This is a genomic window from Streptomyces sp. NPDC054786 (genome assembly GCF_053611685.1).
Genome location: NZ_JBSHAW010000009.1, coordinates 31,990 through 52,632, shown reverse-complemented (window position 1 = coordinate 52,632; position 20,643 = coordinate 31,990). Strand labels below are relative to the sequence as shown.

Sequence of the window (20,643 nt, the reverse complement as noted above, 5' to 3'; positions counted from 1 at the left end):
TTCACTTGGGCTGCCTGTGTAATGGCCTTTTCTGTTCCGGCGGCGGTTCCAGATGCCTACCGCAGGAAAATCCCCGGATTTATTCCAGTAGCTTTCAGAAGGAGGGGCAGCGGTGAATGACCCATCTCGTGTGGACTACGACTCCGCCCTCGTCGATGTTTCGCCCCGCACCATGCAGCAGACGGCCAAGGAGTTGGACGCTCTGAGGACGGAGGTGTCCGACTGTCTCGGAGCCATCGACGACAGGCTGCAATCGCTGCGCCTGTCGTGGACGGGCAACGCTTCGAGGGAACGCCAGAAGATCACGGAGGATTGGCAACACGTGATAACCGGCCTGTTCGGGCAGCGCCACCAGCCGGATACGGGCGTCCTGAACGCCCTTGTCGGAGGGGTGGCTGACGCGGCCGGGAACTTCGCGAAGGCCGATCTGGGTGTCACCGACGTCTTCCGCCGCTTCGCCAACGGCCTGGAGTCGGACGGCAAGCCGACTTACACGGACAAGACCACGCACACTGCTGTGACCGCAGATTATCCCGATTAGTCCGCTTCCTGAGCGCCCCAGCCCACTGTTCTGATCGATGCCGAGGCAAGCGCAGCTATGAGCCGAGTTCCTTTCCACCGTCCCGCGCGGATGACCGCCCCGTCTGTACCTGAGGGAAAGACGGCCCTCGCTTCCCCGCCCCAGCGCACCGATGCGCAGGGCGCTGCGAGTTGGGTCATGCTGCTGCTGCCGTTGTTGAGCAGCATGAGCATGGCCGCGTACATGGTCGCCTACGGCAGGGCCTGGATGATCCTGTTGGGTGTCGCCTTCGTCGTGACGTCGATCGGTATCACCATCGCGGTGCGTATGCAGCTGCGCAGCAGTCGGCGTAAGAAGGAGGGCCGCCAGCGCGAGCGGTATGAGGAGTATCTGGCGGACGTGCGCAAGCAGGCCTCGCGTGTCGCTGTCGCGCAGCGGATTGCCGGCATGTGGCGGCACCCGGACCCGGAGCGGCTGTGGGTGCTTGCCACCCGGCGGCGCCGGGTGTGGGAGCGCAGGCCCGAGGACAAGGACTTCCTGCACCTGCGAGTGGGGACCGGTACGGCCCCCCTGGCCACGCCGCTGAGCCTGGCCCAGCAGTCCGACCCCACGGTCGAGTTGGACCCGCCGTCCCGCCGTGCGGCGGAGGAGGTTGTGGAGACGCTGGGCAGCGTCACGAATCAGCCGGCCTGGGTGGATCTGGGCGGCTGCGGCGTGGTGAGCGTCATCGGCCCCCGTGAGGGGACGGAGAAGGTGGCCCAGTCGATGCTCGCCCAGCTCGGCGTGCTGCATGCGCCCGATGATGTACGGGTCGCCGTCATCACCGGAGATGCCACGGGGCTGGAGTGGGCGAAGTGGCTTCCGCATGCGGAGGAGCCGGGGGCTGAGCCGCAGCGCCGTGAGCAGGAGGCGGTGCCGCTGCTGGCCGCCGACTTTCACGGTCTCCAGGACCATCTTCAGGCGGCGTTGGACAAGGCCGTCGCGGAGCGCAGCGAGCGTTCCTCGAAGTTCACCTCCATTCGCAGTGACGACAAGCCCAGGCAGCAGTTCGTGGTCTTCGTCAACGGCTTCGATCCTGCCGCGTGGTGGGCCCGCTCCCCGCTGGTCGCCGACCTGCTCAACGAGGCGGGGCCCAAACTCGGCCTGCATCTGGTGTGCCTGGTGGAGGAGGAGGCCAAGGAGCCGGGACGGGTGGATGTACGGGTGCGGGTCGATGCGCAGGGCGGGCTGAGCCTGGAGGGTCCCGCAGGCCGGTGCAGCGAGATAGCGGACGCCACCGTCGATGAGTGCCGGCGGGAGATCCTGGAGGACACGGCCCGCGCCCTCACCCCGCTGCGGCTCTCGGGCGAGCGGGAGCAGGTGCTCTCCGAGGACGTGTCGCTGTCGGGGATGCTGGGCTTCCGGGATCTCGCGGGCCTGGACCCGGCTACGAACCGCAAGGGCCCCGACGACAAGGAGCTGCTGCGCACCCCGATCGGTGTGGAGGGCACGGGCGAGGCGGTGACGCTGGACCTGAAGGAGTCCGCGCAGGGCGGTATCGGTCCGCACGGCCTGATCGTGGGGGCCACCGGGTCGGGCAAGAGTGAGTTGCTGCGCACCCTGGTGACGGGTCTGGCGCTGACGCACACGCCCGATCATCTGGCGTTCGTCCTGGTCGACTTCAAGGGCGGCGCGACCTTCGCCGAGGTCACCGAGCTGCCTCACGTCTCGGGCCTGATCACCAACCTCGCCGATGATCTGGCCCTGGTGGACAGGATGCGGCAGGCCCTCCAGGGCGAGCAGCAGCGCAGGCAGCGCATGCTGCGTGAGGCGGGCAATGTCGACTCGGTCCGCGAGTACCAGCTCCGTCAGGCCGCCGGCGGCACCGACATCCACGGCAAGCCGCTGGAGCCGCTGCCCTACCTGCTGGTCATCGTCGACGAGTTCGGTGAACTCCTCTCCCAGCGACCCGACTTCATCGACCTGTTCGTGCAGATCGGGCGTGTGGGCCGCTCGCTTGGCATCCATCTGCTGCTGGCCACTCAGCGCCTTGAGGAGGGGCGGCTGCGCGGACTGGAGTCCCACCTGTCGTACCGGATCTGCCTGCGGACCTTCAGCGCAGGGGAGAGCCGCGCCGTCATCGGCACATCCGACGCCTACATGCTGCCCTCCATTCCGGGCTCGGCCTATTTGAAGGTGGACGAGTCCGTCTACGAGCGTTTCCGCGTCGCCCACGTCTCCGCGCCCTACCGAGCGGAGGAGCCCGAGGACGGCCGGGGCGAGCCCCCGGCGCCGGTGCCTTATCTCGTACGCGGCGATCTCCCGCCGCTCGATGAGACCGAGAGCAGCGAGACCGTCACCTGGGAGGTTACGGGTGAGGCGTCGGGCACCGAGCTTCAGGCGATCGTGGGCCGCCTGGTCGACGAGGACGCGCCGGGGCACCAGGTGTGGCTGCCGCCGCTGCCCCCGGCGTTCACGCTCACCCCGCTCCTCGGCGACCCGCAGGAGGACGCCGAGCGCGGCCTGTCCAGCACACACTGGCCCTGGAACGGCGAGCTGAAGTTCCCCGCCGGCGTGGTCGACCTGCCCGAGCGCCAGGAGCAGGTTCCCCTCATCATGGATCTGACCGGACGCCAGGGGCACCTGGCGATGGTCGGTGCCCCGCAGAGCGGCAAGAGCACCTTCCTGCGCACGGCCATGCTCAGCTCCATGCTCACTCACACTCCGGACGAGTTGCAGTACTACTGCATCGACATGGGCGGGGGAGCCCTGCACGGTCTGGAGGATGCCCCGCATGTGGTGGGTGTGGCGGGCCGTCGGGACGGGGCCCGCGTCCGGCGCGTGCTCGCCGAGGTCTCGCGGCTGATCGGTAGCCGGGAGCGGATGTTCAAGGAACTGCGTGTGCAGTCCGCGGCCGACTTCCGAACCAAACGCGACAACGGCGAACTGCCCGAGGGCGTCCGCGCCGCCGACGTGGTCCTCGTCATCGACAACTGGGGCGCGCTGCATGCCGAGGAGGAGACGGCGCCGGAGATGTTGATGGACATCGCCGCCCGTGGCCTCGGGGTCGGCGTCCACCTGTGGCTGAGTGCCAACCGCTGGGCCGAGATCCGCACCAATCTGCGCGACAACATCCCAGGACGCATCGAACTCCACCTCAACGACCCGACAGAGTCCGAGATCAACCGCGCCGCCGCCCGCGAACTGGGCGCGGCCATCCCCGGCAGGGGCCTGTGCCCCCCGAGCCTGCTTCACCACATCGCCCTGCCCAGGGCAGACGGCGAGGACAGTGCGGACGATCTCGCCAACGCCGAGCGGTCCTTGGTCAGCCGCCTCGCCGCGGCCTGGCACAAGCCCGCCGCCCCAGCGCTGCGGGTGCTGCCGGAGCGGGTGACCGTGCGGGAACTGCAGGCACCAGCCGAACTCCCGGCCGGCAGCCACTGGGAGGAGACCGAACCGGCTCTGGCCGAGGGCGAGGTGCCCATCGGCTTGCGCGAGAGCGACCTGCGCCCCGTCGGCGTGGACCTCGCAAGCGCCGATCCGCACTTCGTTGTCTTCGGCGACTCGGGGTCGGGCAAGACCGCGTTCTTGCGCATGTGGATGCGGGGGCTGGCGGCCCGTCATTCGGCGCGCGAGGTGCGTTTCATGGCGGTGGACTTCCGGCGCAGCCTGCTGGAGGCGGTGCCGCCGGAGTACATCGGCTCCCAAGGCGGTGACCGGGAGTTGGTGTCCGGTCAGGCGGGGGCGCTGATCGATGTTCTGCGTGAGCGTCTTCCCCCGGCCGGGGTCACGCCGCGCCAGTTGCGTGAGCGGGACTGGTGGCAGGGGCCGGAGTTGTATGTCGTGGCCGATGACTACGACCTGGCCGCGGGCAGTGGTATGGCGCCGGGGCCGCTGGCGGGTCTGGCCAAATTCCTGCCGCAGGCAGCCGAGTTGGGGCTGCATCTGGTCCTGGCGCGGCGTGTGGGCGGGGCCGGGCGGGCGTTGATGTCGGACCCGCTGCTGAGCAGGTTGAAGGAGACCGGCATGGGCGGTCTGGTGCTCTCGGGAGACCACCGTGAGGGCGTGCTGTTCGCCAACCAGCGGGCGTATGACCGTCCCCCAGGGCGGGGCGTGCTGGTGCGCAGGAAGTTTGAGCCCACTCTCGTCCAGGTCGCGCTGGATGAGGAACACGGCGAGCAAGGGCCGCAGTCGGAGGCATCGGGCAGGCCGACGTCGGCCGATGCGTCGGGCCGCCCCCGGATATCCACCGTTCGGCCCCAGCCGGCGCAGAAGTACCTCTGAGGAGATAGAGACCCATGGCGACTTGGCAGGACGAGCTCAAGGGTATCGACCTCGATGCCATTTACGGGCTGGGCAACATGTGGATCGAGCTCGGCGACACCGTCTACGAGCGTGCCTTCAAGTCGCCTGAGGGCAGTGTGGAGGCACTTGGGCTGGCGGGTGAGGCGGGTACGGCGGCTCATCATGCCTGGACGGTGCTGGGTAAAAAGATCTATCGCGCTGCCACCGTCGCCTGGAAGATCGGTGAGTCGATCAACGAGTACGGCAATCAGCTCAAGAAGCAGGCCGAGGAGATGGCCGAGCAGGAGAATGCGTCGGATCTGGCATCCATTCTCGGGCTGATCTTCAGCTTTGTCCTCTTGGTGCCGCCGATGATGCTGGCTGCTCTCGTCGCCAGGATCGCTGAAGTCGTGGCAAGCCTGGCGAATTTGATCGCCAGGATTGGGGCGGCAGTCTCCAGCTTCGCCCAGCGGGTGGGCAGCGTCGGGATGGGCGCGATCGGTTTCGCGGGCGGCGCGGTTCTGGGCGGTGCCACGACGCTCGCCGAGGACATCGCCATCGGGGAGCTGATCGGTGCCATCACCGGCACCGGCTACGAGATCAACTGGCAACAGGAAGGCGAGTTCATCGGTCTGGGCGCGGCGACCGGGGCGATGGTGGGGCCCTTTGCCTTCTGGGAGGAATCTGGCGGACCCAAGAACCTGTGGGGCAAGTCCAATTCCTGGCCGGGTAAGGGCATAGACGTGCCCTCGGTCGGCGGGGGTGGGGGTGTCTCTGCGAAGAACTCGTCCGGGACAGGGGCCGGGCCTTCCCATGTGCCGGATGGGCCTGGCGGCAAGGGACTCGGCCTCGACCCTGGCTCCATACCCAAGGTGGGCAAGAACGGTTTGGGCAAGGGGGGAACCTCGTGGAAGGGCTTCCCTCTAACTGACCGGCCCGGTAAGTCGCCTACGCAGGAGGCTCCTGGCGGGGGGCGGGCCGCACAGGGGCCCGAGTCACCGACCTCGCACAGCAGCGGTAGTCACACGGCAACCGTGCATGAGTCCAGGACGCCGTTCTCGCCCGGCCGGGGGCCCAGCAAGACCGGGCATGGGGACCCGCAGAATGCCGGTGTTTCCCATTCGCCGGCGGGTGTGCGTCAGACGCCGAACGCCAAGGCGGGGAACTCTGCGCAGGTAAAGGCGGGGCGGCAGGGGCCGGCCACCGAGGCTCCCCCGGAGCTGACGGGCTGGAACAACAGGAGCAGCGGTTCGCCGCGAGCGACACCGCCCGGGGGCAAGGACGGCTCGCGCCCGGCGCCGCCGCCGGTGAAGGAAGACCCGAATCAGTCGACGCCGAGCACAACGGGTCAGGACCGGGGCCACGAGGTGGAGTCCGGTCCCTCCGTGGATCATCCCCACCCGCTCAAGTCCAATCCTGTGAACCCTCCCGTGAAGCAGGAGAACGCGGCTGGGGGCGGGGGAGGCCGGAGCGCCGAGAAGCAGCCCGAACAGCCCGCGCCGGTCGTTCCGGGGCGGAATCAGCCTGATGGCGCGGTCAACAAGTCGAGTTCTGCGCAGCACGGTTCTCAGGAGGGCGACGGCGAGAACACGTTAGCGGAGGTGGGTGGTTCGGGGGCCAACCCGGGGCGGCCCAGCGACGCGGAGCCGGTCCTCGGCTCTCGGGGCGGGAGCGGGACAAAGGGTGATGAGGGTGCCCCGTCCGGCGGGCGGCCCGCTGAGAAGGTTTCGGGGGGGAAGACTGACTCCGGCCGGACCGAGAACGAAGGTGGTCAGCCGCGGCCGGAGGAGGGCAGCGAGCCGCCGCAGGCTGCGACAGCGCCGCAGCCCGAGTCCAAGCCCGGGGGTGTCGAGTCCAGGTCGGGCGGCGGTAAGCCGTCCGCGTCCGAGACGAAAACCCCGGTGGAGACGCCGCACCGCGGTGCCAAGGACAAGGAGTCCGCCGGTCCGTCCCGCGGCGGCAAGAAGGCGGACGAGGAGGAGCCGCAGGGGCCGTCGAGGTCGCAGGATGGTCCTGTCGCCTCCGAGGGCAACGCCTCGTCCGGTCCGGCGAAGTCCGCCTCGTCCCGTTCTGTTGACCAGGGCGGGCGTACGGGTGGCGACTCCTCCGTGACGGAGGTGCCTGAGGGGACGTCTTCGCTGCCCCGTGAGTCGTCTTCTGCGACGGATGCAACGTCTGTGTCTTCTGTGGGTGGGGAGTCGAAGCTCTCGTCTCCGGCTAAGGGGAATTCGGCCCGTGGGGGGCGGAAGGACACCGGGCCGGGTGCTGAGGCCCACTCGGGTGCGTCTGATGTGCGCGGTGGCTTCGAGACGCGCGGTGGGCGTGAGGGAGGCGCTACCGGAGTCGAGGACGAGGGTGCCGGCACTCATGGTCCGGCGGAGGGTGAGGAGTTCGGGGCGCGTTCGCCGGAGCGTCTCGAGCAGATGGCGGGGCATGCCAAGGACCGCGGCATGCCGCATAAGGAGGCGACGGACTGGCAGGAGCAGTTGGATGCCGCCCACCGGTCCGGGGACCAGGACCGTATCGGGGATCTGGAGAAGAGCTGGGAGGAAGAGCTCGCGGGGCACTGGCGCATCGAGCCGCCGAAGGAGCACGAACTCGGCCCGCACGAGGGCAGTCGGGTGGCGTTCGGCAGTCGCGAGCAGCGTGACCGGTGGATCAATGAGAAGGTCCGCGAGCGCGAGATGCCGGTGGGGGACGAGGCGGGCTGGCATCAGCGGTTCGAGGAGGCCTACGACTCCCATGACGTACGGCAGATCAGCGCCGCGCACGAGGACTTCGACAGTGCTTTGAGCGGGTTGCCGCCGCGGGAGCCGGGCCGGTCGGTGCCCCGGCCCTCGCCTGGGCGTGATCGGTCTTTCGACTTCGATGCGTCGCACGATCCCCGTGCCGATGCGCTGGCGATCGACCGGTCGCCGTCGAAGGTGGCTGACGAGGTCGCGAATGAGGCCCACCGGCTGGGTCTGCCGCCGGAGGATGTTGCCCGGTTGCGGAAGGACGCCTTCGACGCCCACACCTCGGGTGAAATCGGCACGGTGCGCGCATTCCACAACGGGTGGGACCGGTTGCGTGAGTGGTCGAAGTCTGATGCCGGGACGGCTCTTGATCTCCCGCCGGAGTTGTGGGGCGAGAGGTTTGCTGCCCAGGCCCGTGAGCGCGGGCTGCCGCCGGGGGAGGTCGACAGGGTAAAGGCGGAGGCTATTGAGGCACACGCCTCGGGTGATATCCGCAAGGTGCAGGACGTCCACGGGCGTTTGGACGGAGAGAGGGACGAGCTGCCGTCGGCCAAGGGCGGCGATCCGGCGCTCACGTCGAAGCAATGGGGGGAGACGTGGAACAGGCATGCCCAAGAGCATGGGATGTCGGGCGAGGAGGCCGGTCAGTGGTCGGGCCTGATCAAGAGCGCACACGAGTCCGACAATCCCGTCGCTCTGCACAGTCTGGAGTCCAGCCTCGGCAAGCGCATCGGCGACATCCGCGGCGGCGACCGGCACGTGGAGCTTTCCGGGCGGGGGCGTAGGGGCGATGAGGTCGCCAACGAGGCGCATCAGCGCGGGATGACGCCGGAGCAGATCGCCCCGTGGCGGCGCGAGGCCGACAACGCCCAGGATTCCGGCAATCCGGAGGCCGTCCGCGACTTCCAGGACAGGTGGGAGGAGCACAAGTCTGGCCTGCCGCGGCCGCAGGGCAGCGGCTCCGGGGTCACGCCGGACCAGTGGGCCGACACCTGGTCCAGGCATGGCCAGGAGCAGGGGATGCCTGTCGAGGAGGCCCATCAGTGGTCGGGTCTGGTCAAGGGTGCTCATGAGTCGGGTAACCCCGATCTCGTCCACAGCGTCGAGTCCAGTCTGGGCGAGCGGCTGGGCGACATCCGGGGCGAGGGCGCGCACCTGGACCTGCCGTCCACGCGCTGGGGCGACAAGATCGCCGACGAGGCATTCCACCGCGGCATGCCGCCGAATGAGATCCCCGAATGGCGCGCCGCCGCCGACGACGCGCATGGCTCCGGCGACATCGACAGGGTGTCGGCGTTCCACGACAGCTGGGACGAGGCGAGCGGACGGCTGCCCGAAGCCGGGCAGGAGGGCGTCCGGGTCACTCCGGATCAGTGGGCGGAGGCGTGGGGAAAGCACGCCAGGGAGCACGGCATGCCGCCGGAGGAGGTCGCCGGCTGGAAGTCCATGGTGAAGGACGCACACCAGTCCCGGGACCACGCGCGCATCAAGGACGTGGAGTCGGCCTTGGACGCTCGCGTCGGCGAGGTCCACTCCAACGGCGAACACGTGGACCTTCCGCCCGAGCGGTGGGGCGCGGAGATCACGCGTCAGGGCCAGGAGCATGGCCTGACCGGCCACGAGGCAACGGAGGCCGGCAGCGAGGCGGCCGGCGCGCACCGCTCCGGCGGACTGGGCAGGATCTCCGACTTCCACGACGAGTGGGAGCAGCGGCTGTCGAGTCTGGATCGGATGTCGCCGGAGGAGCGCGGTGCTGAGATCGCCCGGTACGGGCGGGAGCACGGCATGTCGCGGCCGGAGGCGGCGGGCTGGCGGGCGAAGTATGTCTCCGCGCTGCGTTCGGGCAACACGAACTCCGTCAAGTCGCTGAACGCCGAATTCGACGCGCGGGTCTCGCAGTTGGAGGGCAAGGACGCCTCCGACCTGCACGGCGACAGCGTCACCGCGCCGAAGAGTGGCCAGGGGGCCGAGCCCGAGGCCGGCACCAACTCCGGTGGCGGCGCCTCGGGCGGCAAGGATGGCACCGGCAAGGACGGCACCGGTGAGGGCGAGTCCGGCTTGGGTGAGTCGGGTGCGGGCGGTGGCCGTCAGGGCGGGTTGGGTGGCCGTGCGGGGAGCCGGACGCCGGAGGAGATCGTACGCACGGGTGAGGATCGCGGTATGTCGCCGCCCGAAGCCGCGGGCTGGCGGGCGCGGTTCGCCTCCGCGCTCCGGTCGGGCGAGGGCAAGGACCTTGCCAGGGTCGACAGGGAGTGGCAGGCCCGCCTTCACCAGCTGTCCGGTGAGGGTGTGCCGGTCAAGGACATTCCACTGCTGGGCACCGAGCCGCGGGAGGAGCACGTTTCCGGTGGCGGTACCGCTGCGGGTGGGGGGACGCGTACGGGTGGTGGAAGTGGTAGGACCGACGGCGGACTCGGTGGGGGCGGAAGCCGTGACGGCGACGCCCTGACCGGAAGCGGCCACGGCGAGGGCGCCGGCGGCGGGGCTGGTGGTGAGAAGCCGGTCACCCTGGAGGACATCCTCAACCGCCAGGGCGAGCCCGGCGGCAGGGACGGTTCTGAGCCGGGTGGCATGAACTCGCGCTCCGGTGGCCCGCGGCTGGGTGGCAGGGATGACGAGCCCGGTGGCGGCGGGGCGTCAGACGGTCCCGGTACCTCCGTCATCGATGAGACCCACGAGTCTCAGTCCCCTGAGGGTGAGGAGCACTCCACCTCGGGCGGCGGCGATCACGACCCGAAGACGAAGGACCCCAAGACCAACGAGGAGGCCGCCGCCAAGCGCGCCGCCAAACTCGCCGGGCGGGCCAAGGCCAAGAACGCCCCGCCCACCGAGGTGGCCGAGTGGCGGGCGAAGTTCTACGCCGCGTTCCGTGCGGGTAAGGCGCGTGAACTCAAGGCCCTCGATGCCCAGTTCGCCCGCTACCTTGAGGGGCTGCACCGCGACAGTGGTGCATCCGGGCCGGGCGCAAAGGGCGAGCACGAGGCTCCGCCCGTGCTCGACTTCCCCCGACGCGACCCAGAGCCCGAGCCCGCTGCCACCACCTCCCATGCCGACACCGAGACCGCCGGTGCCGAGGTTGCCGAGGTTGCCGAGAAGACGGAACCGCACGGCGAGGTGGCCGAGCAGGAGCCGGTCCACACCACCCCGGAAACGGACTCGAAACCGGAGACCGACACCGCGGATCGCGGAACCTCGCACGCCGACGACCGGAGCGACCCCTCGGACCTCGGGGACGGCGAGCGGCGTCTTGGGGGACGGCCGAACGATCCCCACCACACCAGGGAGCAGCTGGACGCCCACCGCGAGGCCAAGGCCAAGGCCGAGGCCGATGCCGAGGCGAAGGCCCAGGCGAGGGCCCGGACCGCGGGGAAGGCTGAGCCTGAGCGGCGTCTTGGGGGGCAGTTGAAGGACTCCTATGGCACGAAGGAGCGGTTGGACAAGCGTGCTGAGGAGAGGGCCCAGGAGAAGGCCGACGCCGAGGCCGAGGGCGATGGGTCTGTAGGTGTGGGGGGTGCGGGGTCGAGGGCGCCCGAATTTGTGGAGGAGGATCCGCAGTTCCTCGGTGGGCCGCAGAACGATCCGTATGGCACGACGGAGCGTCTGCATGATTACAAGGACAGCCGCCCCGGTGGCCCGGCACGTTTTGCAGGCATGCCTCAGCCGCACCACAAGAAGGGTGCCGGATACGAACGTCCCGCCACCTTCAAGGACATCCAAGGGCACTCCAGCGACTCCGGTGGAGACGCGTTCCACCTGAACCCGGGCAACAGCAGCGCTACGCAACTCCAGGCGCCCGAACCCATCGAGGACCCCGCGCCGTCGGAGCAGCCAAGCCCGACGCAGACCTCGCAGACCTCGCAGACTTCGGACCAGTCGCAGACCGGGGCGCCCCCGGAGACGCAGAGCGAGCCGCACGGTCACCAGCCGGACCGGCCGGCCGACCAGGCCGTACACGACCCCGAGCCCGAGGCCGGGCCTCTGAGGGGGCGCGACGCTGGAAACGGAGCGGGTGCCGAGGCGGGGGAGTCGGCGCCTGCTCCTGCCCGCGCGCAGAGCCCGAGGCTGCGGCGTTTCGACCACGAGGAGGCCCGTCGCAAGCTCAACGACCCGTCGCTGCCCGTCGATCGGCGGGCGGAGGCGCTTGACAAGGCGCGAAAACTGGTGGGGAACCGCATCCACCAGGTGGCGCCGGACGAGAACCCGTGGGGCGTCGTTCCTCGCGTCGAGGACGTTGTCGATCTTATCGCCGCGGAGTATCTGCGCGGCAGCCACATCCCCGCCACCGAGCTCGCCCACGAGCTGATCCGCGACCCGCAATCCCGATCGACGCCTGAGGGTGAGCAGACCGGCGTCGTCAACGGTCCCGAGACCCGGAACTCTGCTTCGCCGGAGGCGGGCGACGTTTCGGCGTCCGCGGGGAGTTCGGCGGTCTCGTCCGCGAGCTCTGGCACGGAGCAACCGCTGGGTGACACCGGGCACCTGTCAGAGGATGAGGCCCAGGTCCTGCTGGAGAAGGTCAACGGTGCCTTCCGCGTCTCCGCATCGAGGGCCGTCCGGCCGGTGCGGGTGGAACTGGAGACCGTGATTGCGGAGCACAGGAAGCTTGCGGCGGAGCATGGGGACTCCTATCTGAGCTTGGATGACGGCGAGCGAGGCCGGGCCATCGCGCAGAGCCTGTACAAGTACGCCCAGTTTCTGGAGGGGGCGGTCCGGGGCTGGGTCCGCGGCTCCGTCGCGGGGGACGTCCCGTTCATGGGGCTGGCGACCGTACTCGCGTGGCACGAGGAGCTTGCCGCGGAGGACGCGGAGGCCGCGGGGCGCGGGAACCGGTATCTGGGCTTGAATCTCCTTGGTCGTGGCCGGCTCATCGCGCAGCGGCTGATAGCTGAGGAAATGGGTGTGGCTCCCGGCCAGGTGTTCACGCAGCTGGGCGGGACCCAGGGCGACTTGGACCAAGCACAAAAGGGCGGCCCCGGCCCGGCCACAGCAGCCCACCGATACGGCAGCAGCCTTGGGGCCCGGCCCGCCCCCGCTGCTCTGGACGACCCTCGTTCCAAGCGGGTCAGGTTCGAACTGCCCGGTGCGGCGCAGGAAAATGAGGCGGTAAGTCTGTCCGATGCAGCCCACTTGGCAAGTGACAGTGTCACCGACAACTACAGGTTCACTCCAGGCGGCCGTAGGAATCCGATCATCGTGGACGACGGACGGGCGCCTCAGCAGCTAACCCCGGCCGACGTGGAAATACCGGATGTGGGTTCTTCCACGGATGATTCTGAGGCGGAGCACCTTGCCGAGCAACGTGCGAGGTTTGTGGAATCTCGGCAGATGCAACTCGTGGATCGTGCGGAGGATACCCGCCTTGCAGAGGTGATCAAGGAGATGGATATCTCCTTGATCACCGCCAGGGTGTGGCTTGAGGATATTAAGGCAGACCGGCAATTCCCGCGAACGCTGTCCGAGCAGCAGAAAAAATACAGGCTTCTCAGGAAAGTACTGTACTTCGATCAGGCGGCCCAGATCATGGGAATGTCCGAGGAAACCGCCAAGATATGGGATGCAGAAAATAATAAGCCCAGGCGTGAAGAATTGGTTGCGGTACCCCCCAAGCCTGTGCCCGAAAAAGGAAAAAAATCTGGTGAGGCCAAGTGGATAACATTCTGGGCGTTGAGGCAGCAGGTTGGAGTTACGACTCATCAGGCGGCTCTCGGAGCGGATACTAATCGTGGTAACGCCGCAAAGTGGATTAGTCGCAACCATGCGATTGTAAAATGGGTGGACGCCATTCGGCTGGCACGGTTCGCGCACATGGTAGTGGAAAGGGAAAAGGCTGACTTCAACGACGCCGTTGGCGAGGTGATCATAGATACGGGAATTATGCCCTCCAGGTGGAAGGAGGCCCGAGAGAATTGGATTTTGTATAAGGTTTACCAGGAAAATAGGGAGAAGGATGTCGGCATTGTCGAGGCGGCCCGGATTGCGCAGCAAACCCTGGAGACCGGCCATATGTGGGAGCTGGTAAGGCGAAAAGATCTGGGAGGTGGGGAAGCGAGCGAGGGCGTTCTCGATGAGGGGACGCGCGACGGTCTGAAGGATGAAGCGAACAAGGTGCTCGCCCGGCGTGGGCGAGGCAGCGAGCCACTCACTCTCGATAACGATGATGTCGCCCACCTCTACGCGGTGCTGGACGACACCTTGAAGCCTCCGCATCAGACGGTCGAGGTTGCAGGGTCCTGGCTCGCGAGGATGTACGCAGGTGTGAGGCTGCTCGAGAGCGATGCTGTCGCTCCCCCGCTCCTCGGAGCGAGGCCGTCGACCGGCTTGACCACGAACGAGCAGTCAGGCGATACCGCCCCCGCCGCCGGCGAGACCAACCAAGCGCAGCCCACACACCAAGACTCCTGGGCGCAGCAAGTGCTTGCCGCGCGCAGTCTCACAGATGAAGAGCGGGCGAAGCTGGCCGCGCTCAGGCACACGGCGGCAGAACTGGCTGCGGTCCCTCGGCCCCCTGAGGGGATCCATGACTTTGACTTCCGTCAGGCAGAACCCGCAGAACCCATTCATCCCCTCGTCAAGTGGATAATATTCTGGGTTTCGATGCAGCGGCCGGGTACGAGCGATGCCCTTGCGGGCCGCGCGGCGGGGCTTGGGGAAAGGAAAGCCAAATCTTGGAAAACGAGGGTCCCCGCCGAGGATGCTGACCCGGTGGCAAAAAACCGGCGGGAGCGGAAGGACGCCATGGAGGCCCACCTGCTGGCGCAGGTGCAGTTGACCGAAATCGTGACTGGTCCGGGCCTCCAGCCCCCCTCCGGTGGGGGACGGCAGCCGGCAGCGCCCACTCAAGAGCAGCCCACACAACAAGTCTCATGGGCGCAGCAAGTGCTTGACGCGGGCACCTTCAGGGATGAAGGGCGGGCGAAGCTGGCCACGCTCGGGCCCACGGCGGAAGAACTGGCTGTGGTCCCTGAGCCCCCCGTCCAACGGCGGGGGACAGAAGCCATCAATCCCGTCATGTGGATAATATTCTGGGTATCGATGCAGCGGCCGGGGACGAGTGATGCCGACGCGGGCCGCGCGGCGGGGATTAGTAGAAGCGATATTTGGAAGAGGAAGGCCCCCGAGTCCGTCAAGCGGGTGAAGAGTATTCGGCTGCAGGCCATGGAGGCCGGCCTGCTGGCGCAGGGGCGGTTGAGCGAAAGCGTGGCTGGTCCGGGCCTCCAGTCCCCCCTCGGTGAGGAACGGCAGCCGGCAGCGCTGAGCGATGCTGTGGCTCCCCCGCTCGTCGGCGAGTCCTCCAGCAGTTCGGGTCCGCACGTCGGAGCGAGCCCGTCGACCGGCTCGGTCGAGAACGAGCAGTCTGGTGATATCTACCTCGGTAGCGGTGATGCCGGTGTCGAGGCCGGTGACTCGTCGTCTTGGCCCGAGCTCGGTCGGGACTGGGACTTCGCCCTCGGCGTGGACGGGCAGTCTGGCGATGTCGACTCCGGTGGCGGCGATACCAGCTTCAACGGTGACTCGTCGTTTTTGCCGGAGGGGCCGGGGGACTGGGACTTCGCCCTCGGCGTGGACGGGCAGTCTGGCGATGTCGACTCCGGTGGCAGCGATACCAGCTTCAATGGTGACAAGCATTGGCCCGAAGCCACTCCGGTGGACTGGGACTTCGCCCTCGGTGCGGACGGGAGGCCTGGCGGATTCGGCTTCGGTGGCGGTGATACCAACCTCAACGATGACTCGTCGTTTTGGACCGAACTCGACCGGGTGGGCTGGGACTTCTCCTTCGGTGCCGACGAGTTCGACCCGCACATCGGGCAGGCGACCGACACCTTCCCGCAGGCGGGCTCCGACTTCCGGTCGATCGAGCTGGATCAGGACGGCAACCCGGCCGAAGCGCACGCCGAGTCCGTGGGGGATGCCGAGGGACGACCGGCAGACAGGGCCGGCTCACCGGCGCAGCTCGGGTCCGGGAGGCGGCTGCGGATGCGCGGCGGTGCGCCGACGCAGGGTGCGTCGGCGGCGGCTTCGGGTGTGCATCCCGATTACGTGCAGGAGCTTGAGGAGCATTTCGCCCGGGGGTTCGCGCAGGTTGTGGCGGGCGATCCGGTTGACGTGGGGCAGTTGCTGGAGCTTCTGAACGAGCGGGCCTCGTGGACGGGTTCCGAGACGAGGCCGATTTTTGAGGCGGCGGTAGAGTGGCTGACCCATGCGCAGCCTGCTGATGTGCTGCGTCAGGCGGTCAGCGAGGGCCGGCTGGAGAGCCGTCATGTCCAGTCTGTGCTGGCCGGTCTCGAGGAGGTTCCTGCCCTCCCGAAGACCTCGGCCCGCGGCGGTTCGGCGGGGACGCGTGTCAACTCCGGGTGGGCCGGGAGGCCGGTCGGTTCTCGGATCACGGTGGAGGGACCGCGGCCAGGGCTCCGTTTCCCGGTGCCGACGGGGGACATAGCGCGGAATGCCGGTGCCGGGAAGGGCAAGGCCCCTGCGGAGTGGCATGAGATCACCCTTCCCGAGGGGAGTTCGGCGCCTGGCTATCAGCTCCATGACGACGGCCGGGTGCGGCTGCACGACGGTGTGCAGCTGTCGCCGGAGGGGTGGGTCGGTTTCGGGCGGCGCGACTTCGTTCAAGGTGTACACGGACGCGGTTTTCTGCTGCTCGGCGACAGCGGCGCGATCGTGGAGATCGACAACTGGGATGCGCTCGAAGAGGCGCTGTCTCAACTCGACCCCCGGTCGCGGCCGCACCGCCTGCTGACGGTCCCTTCTGAGGAGGGCCGTCCCGAGGTCTACTTTGTTCCCGCGTACCCCGGTGGCGAGATAGCGGTCCATGTCCCGTATCTCCATGTGCCGGAAACGTCAGGTGAACCGGCCGCCGAGACCGGGAATGCGGCGCCGCAGGGCGGCGATGTCGCGGCGCTGGTGAGGCGGCCCGCGACTACGTCGGCCAGGACCGGTCCGCGCTACCCGCTGGGCGACACCGGTCACTTGACCCCCCTCGAAGCCGAATACCTGCCAGGCCAGATCGAGCGCGAACTCGCCACCCACGGTTGGCCGGAGGCTCGCGTGGACATGGCGACCGTGGTCGCGGAGGACGCGGAACTCAGCGATTCGGACAAGACGAATCTGCCCAGGCGCGCGTGGGCCATCGCGCAGAGCTTGATGATCAAAGATCTCGAGGAGCGCGAGGGCAGGGTCCCGCCCGCGGGCAGCGTCGGGCAGTCACACGACGGTCTGCCGGGCGGCCATGCACCGGATGAGGCAGCGGACGGGCGCGGGCAGGGCGGTGGCGACTGGCTGACCGACCTCCTCGGGAGGCCGATCGAGGACGGCTGGTTCCGCGACGACCTGCTGGATGCCGGCAGGCGGCTGGTGCACTTCGCACGCATGGAGGGGCAGAACCTCGGCGCCGGGGAGCTGATCCGCGGGATGCTCGGAACACCCGCACCGGAGGGGGTCGAGCCCGACCACGTCCTGGATGTGATCCAGTGGGCGCTGGAGGCGGACGACGACAACCTGCGCGAGGGCGTCCGCTTTGCCGGCTCCCGTGAGTCGTGGGGGAACTCCGAGGAGGAAGTCCCCATCCTCTTCAGTCCGGAGCCGAGTGCGCGACCGGACGCTTCGCTCGCACGGCCGGACTCGCCGTCTTCCGTCTACTCGTCGTCGGAGACATCGGGCGAGGACCAGGACGTCCAGTTCTACCTGGAGGAAGCGCTCTCGCCGGCTCCTCGTCCGTTTGCTCCGGAGGAGGACTCCTCATCCGAGGCCTCGTCGTCGGAGGAGAGCGACGACGAGGACGACCCGTTCTATCTGGAGGAAGCGCTCGCATCGGCTCGTTCGTTTGCTCCGGAGGAGGGCTCCTCATCCGAGGATTCGTCGTCGGAGGAGAGCGACGACGAGGACGACCCGTTCTATCTGGAGTACGCCCTGAGGGCCCGGCCGCCGGTGCGAGACGGTGGTCCCGGCAGCGACGAGGACACCATCACGATCGGTCTGGGCACGGTCCCGTCCCGCTACGGCGATCCGGGCGACGCGACCGGGTTCGTCTTCGGGATGGAGGCGTTCGGGCCCGACGACGACGCCGGCACGCAGGACGCCGGTGCCTTCCCGGCGCCGCACGGCCCCATCCAGCCCCGGCCGTTCATCACGCACGACTACCACGTGATCGATCGCACGGGTGACGACGTGCTGTCCCACGTGCCGCCGATGAACTCGTTGACTCGGGCGGACCTGTTCGACGCGAGTGGCACCCTGCTGGGCAACCTGTACGAGCCGACTCAGCGATGGGAGACGGTCACCGGTTCCGCACGGCCTCCGCTGCGGATCTCCGGGGATTACACGATCGCGTTGCTCGGGTCCGAGGGAGGCGGCCGGACCAGGAACCAGCGGGTGTACGCCACCCGCAAGGCGGTCACGAACGCGGCCCGGCAACTGTCCCACTCCGGCGCCGGGGTCAGCCTCAAGCAGGACATGTCCAAGGCCCTCGTCCTGCACAAGCCCGACGGCTCCGAAAGCGAGCCGCTGTACGCCGTCGGGCCCGAGTTCCACACACCCGACGGGCGGGCACAGAACGAAGCCTGCCGCGACTTCGCCCAGGAAGTGGCCGGCGGAAACCGCGCTCCGCTGTCCCATATGGTCTTCCGCACCCCGGACGGAGGGAGCCCCGCCACCGCCTCTATCAACGGCCTGGACGGCTGGGAGATCACCGGCACACACCACGTAGCCCATGCGCTCGCCGGGATTGCCCGCGGAGGGCTGCCCCCGGAGACGGCGGCCCCCTCGTGGATGGCCTCCTGGGCGGCCCGGGACCAAGGCCGCGTCGGTGGCCGGGCCGGAGCCTACACACCCGGCGCGGAGTACGGTTCCGCCCTCGACCCCACCGAGGGCAACTCGCTGCGAGAGCCGCTCGACACGGCGGCCGAGGCGGTCGGCGTGAACCAGTTCGCGTGGCCGAGGGTCGGTGAGGGCTATGTCATCCAGGGCATCAGCGCCATCGACGCCCGTGGGATCCAGGACTTCCAGCGCAACTACACCTTCCCCGAAGACCCGCCCGGGGGACACTTCGGCTACCACTTCGCGCAGGTTGTCCTGGCCAGCGAGGACGGCAACCACCACGTCACGCTGGAGAACTTCGCGCAGGGCAGGCAGCGCGAGCACATGATGCACCAAGTCCTCGACGACAACCTGCGCGACACGGACCAGCCGCGGCTGCTGAACATGGCTGACGCCCTGGAGCAGGACATCGATGACGCAGAGCGAAACGGCGACGAGGACCGAGCCGACTCGTTGCGGAAGCGCCTCGACATGGTGCAGGCGCTGCTCGTCTCCCACCGGATGAGGGCCCGCCTCGCCCCCTTTACCCGCGAGAACCCGGCGTATGCCGAGGCGATGGCCGCGTCGAAGAGCGCCGACATCGCGGCGATGAAGAAGATCGAGCGGGCCGCACCGTTCGTGCCCGCCACCGATCTGTGGCGCCTGGAGATGTACAGCCGCCGGCCCGGAGAGACATTCCACGAGTACAACAGCGGGCTGTCGGCCGAGGGCGGCCCCTCCGTGGTCAATGCGTTCACGGCCGTGGTGCTGCACGGGCAGACTCCGTTCAGGCTGCACACCTCCGTGCGCTTCGACCACAACTCCCACGAACTGCAGGGGCAGGACTGGCGGATCAACAGGCTGGGGCTCGCGCTCTCGCGTATCGCGCTGTGGAACAAGGACCATGACCTGGCCATGCCGCAGGTCACCGTCACCGGCAGGGCCAACACCAGCCTCGGTCTGTTGGCCGGGATAGTGCCGGACGACCGGCCCCAGCGGCGTGCCGAGGCCGTCATCCGGGGCCTTTGGGACAACCTCGCCAAGCACCTCTCCGACATGCAAGACGGGGAGCCCGGGCCGCACCTGACGATGGACGACATTCCGGCCCCCAGGTTGCAGACCGAGCAGGTGGCAGAGGATGGCGCCAACGGACGTGAGGCGACCGTCGAGATCGACGACCGGCGCACCGCGCGGCCCCCGCAGACCACCGACGGTCACGGCCGCCGGCGTTCCATGCCCAGCCGCCTTCGCATGCGCGGCGGTTCCCCGGACACCGGGATCGACCCGCTCGCGGCGCAGTGGCCCATAGGCGCTCAACTCACCGTTTCCGAACCGCGGTCCGCAGGCGTCATCGAGATGCCGGCGCACCGCGCTGCCGAGGCGACGGGCGGTGCCTCCGGGCTGTCGTTCACCTATCTGCGGCCCTCACCGTCCCGCTCGACACCGCTGACGTACGAGGTCACCGACACGGGAGAGATCACCCTCCCGTCGGGCACGGTCCTCTCCCCCCGTGGCTGGATCCGTTACGGGGACGACTTCGTACACGAACCGTCGGGGGCGCTGCTGCGCGGGGACAGCGGATGGATCGGCAAGGTCGGCAATCTCGATACGCTCCTGGAGGGCATGGACGGATCAGGCTCGAACGCCGCCCAGCACACGCTGGCCGCGAACGCCTCGGGTCTCCATCTGATCCCCGACGACCCGAGCACGGGTGTGCCCGCGGTCCACATCCCCTTCCCCGACGCCGGCAGCCGCGGCGCACTGGCCTCACCCGCCGACGGCGAGACGCGCTCCGACGCCCCGGACCGCCCCCGTCCCAAGAAGGGGGTCAGGTTCGCAACGGCCCCGCTGGACCTGGAAGCGAGCGCTGCCGTACGGGAGTTGGTGTACGAGGCCACCCGGCTGCGCCGTGCGCATGGCCGCCCCGACCCCCGACTGCCCGGCTGGGTCGACGGCGACTTGCTGGCGGTGCCCGACGTCTCGCCGGAGGAGGCGCCGGCGACTGCGCCGCGTGCCCTGACGGGGGAGGAGCAGCGGGCGTGGGCGGAGTTCGTCGCGGTGCGGCGAACGCTGCGGCTGAACCCCGGCGTCGATCCGGCGGATTCGCAGGAGGAGACTGCCGCGATACGTGCCGGGGTCCTGGATTATCTGCGCGAGCTGCAGCGCGAGGTGCTGCACGCGCCGCGCGACGAGAACGGCGCTCCGGAGGCGTACGCGGGCGATGACGGCCAACTGGCCGTACAGCTCGCGGACTTGACGCTGCCCTCCGCACAGCTGGACAGCGACGCCGTCACCGACGTCTACCGGATCACCCCTGGCGGCCCCCTG

At 68.8% G+C, this 20,643-nt stretch carries 3 protein-coding genes (1 of these 3 only partly in view); all 3 read left to right on the top strand.

Annotated elements, in window-relative coordinates:
* The first annotated feature begins 112 nt into the window (after positions 1-112).
* Entirely contained in the window at positions 113-541 is a 429-nt protein-coding gene (locus ACWGI6_RS09900) for a WXG100 family type VII secretion target (protein ID WP_453267015.1), read from the top strand.
* A 90-nt stretch (positions 542-631) separates the two neighbouring features.
* A complete protein-coding gene (eccCa, locus tag ACWGI6_RS09895) occupies positions 632-4,783 on the top strand; it encodes a type VII secretion protein EccCa (RefSeq protein ID WP_453267014.1) in 4,152 nt (1,383 codons plus the stop codon).
* Between the two features lie 14 nt (positions 4,784-4,797).
* On the top strand, positions 4,798-20,643 hold the 5' end (the start) of the coding sequence (locus ACWGI6_RS09890) for a lonely Cys domain-containing protein (protein ID WP_453267013.1). It continues 26,133 nt past the right edge of the window; the window shows 15,846 of its 41,979 coding nt (coding positions 1-15,846); it begins with the start codon at positions 4,798-4,800; its stop codon lies beyond the right edge, outside the window.